The sequence below is a fragment of the Sphingomonas sp. genome (assembly GCF_035490575.1).
Classification (GTDB): Bacteria; Pseudomonadota; Alphaproteobacteria; order Sphingomonadales; family Sphingomonadaceae; genus Sphingomonas.
In genome coordinates this window covers 1-1876 of sequence record NZ_DATJLI010000048.1, presented here as the reverse complement: position 1 = coordinate 1876, position 1876 = coordinate 1, and the positions used below count along the sequence as shown (strand labels likewise).

At 64.4% G+C, this 1876-nt stretch carries 2 protein-coding genes; both read right to left on the bottom strand.

What is annotated here, in order from left to right:
- Positions 1 to 1219: hypothetical protein (locus VL973_RS03505; protein WP_325282644.1), on the bottom strand; the 1219-nt coding region annotated here is incomplete at its 3' end.
- 22 nt (positions 1220 to 1241) lie between these two features.
- Positions 1242 to 1730 carry a hypothetical protein gene (locus VL973_RS03500; RefSeq protein ID WP_325282643.1) on the bottom strand — a complete coding sequence of 163 codons (489 nt, stop codon included), beginning with the start codon at positions 1728 to 1730 and terminating at the stop codon, positions 1242 to 1244.
- Positions 1731 to 1876 lie beyond the last annotated feature (146 nt).

The window sequence follows — 1876 nt, the reverse complement described above, 5'->3', positions numbered from 1 at the left end:
GGCGATTATCCTGTCCCGCCACTGACGCGCGGATGGCGTCCAGCGGCCGCGCCGGCGTTCCCAATTGCAACCGGCGGTCCTGAAAGCCGGGGATGCCCATATCGGTGGCCGGGCAGGCCGTCGCCCATGACCGGCCCTTGCGTCGGCCGCTCAGCCGGGTGACGCCCTGGCGCCGCGTTCGTTGCGCCATGTCGCCGCTGTCGGTCCAGTCATAGGATTGCGCGCCCTCAGAAGGGCGGGGTGCGTTCGACGGCAAGGTCGCCGACCAGGGCGAGACCGCGCCGTGCCAGCGGCCATCCGACGCTGAAACCAGCGGTGCTTCAAGCGGTTTCGGCGTCGGCATTGGTGATGCCGCGCCGACATCGACCCGCAGCCCGGTTGCGCTGACCGCACGCGCGCCCTTCCCTTCGAACGTCACCCGTGCCTGCATCAGTTCCGGCCCGCGCTGGGCAAGCGGATGGCGGGTGGTGCCGACGATCAAATGGGTGGCGAGCGCAGGCGACGTGTCGGTGCCCGCCTCGATCAGGGCGCTGGGCGCGCGTCCGGATCGGACGTGAAGACCCAGCACGGTTTCGCCAGGCCGCATCGCAATGCGTATCCGCGCCATTTCGCGAGCGAGCCGGGGGGCTTCCTGGGCGGCATGGTCGGATGCCGTCACGTCGACCGATGCAAGCGTTCTGGCCAGCGCACGGTCCAGCGGCGCCCGGTCGCGCACGCGTGTTTCGCGCAGATCGTCGCCGAGCGCGATCGCCGCCAGCGCCGTGTCCTGTTCCACCAGGAACAGGGTCCGCTCGTCGCGCGACCAGGCGACGGGCCGCAATCCGTCGAGCGCCTGCAATGTGACGTGACATGCCTGCGAAGGCGTATTCTGCTCGCAGTCGAGATCGCTGATCGTCACCGTCCTGCTGTTGCGCGCCGCCGTGGTCTGGCGCCAGGTCGGTTGCCATGACAGCAGATAGCGGCCGGTGGGCGAGAGCATCAGGGCGGGCAAGTCGCAATGACGCACCAGACGTGAAGTGGACATGCCCAGATGTTCGGGACTGAGCGGAACGATCGCCCGGACATCCCCCTGTGCCGCACCATCCACATGCCGCTTGGCGGTGGTGGAAGGTTGCCCGCTGGCGGGGCCGAGCGCCAGCGCGGCGGGCAGCAACAGGGCATATCGTCGCCCCCCGACCATGCGGTCACGCAAGGCGTCGCGATGCTGTGCGGCCTTCATGATCTTCTCCCGTCGCCTCAGGTCAGCCGACACCACGAACCAAGGTGCGGCCCGCGCCCTCATCTGCCCAGACATTTCCTGCGTCGTCGTTCCACATGCGAAGATCGGGCTTACCATTGCCGTTGGTGTCAAAAAAAGCTGAACCATCCTGCATCCGCCAACCGCGATCGATATTGCCGTTGGCATCCAGGCCCTGCATATTTGCGACAACTTCTGATGGGTTGAATTGACTGGAAATTGTTGTTTCGCGTTCGGTTGCTGAACTTGCCTTATTAGAAAGAAAGCTGACAATAAAATCCATCGCGACGCCGCCCCAGAACTGCCATTGAGCGTATTCCTCTCCGCCGCCGATACCACCGGGGCCACCACTGTCTCCTCCACCGTCGCCAACGATTGGCGGGAAAAAACCATCGCCCGGATCGGCAGTCACAACAATATCCTGATTCATGGCATCGACTGTTTGCAGGCCGCCGGCGATCAGTTCTTGCTCTTCCAGTGACAATTCACGCATTGAATGGTCCTTTCCTCGCTCCTCTGCAAAGCGATGCTAGCGCGGCATATGGTTGTCCCGTGGACCTATTGGGTCCAAATGCCGAGCGTTCGTGCGCTATTTACATCGTCTCTGGAGCGAGTTGGTCGCTACTCACCCGATGACGC

Bases quoted from the DNA above. Each gene is read 5' to 3' on its own strand.
- VL973_RS03500 (WP_325282643.1), bottom strand. From the start codon at position 1,730: ATGCGTGAATTGTCACTGGAAGAGCAAGAACTGATCGCCGGCGGCCTG.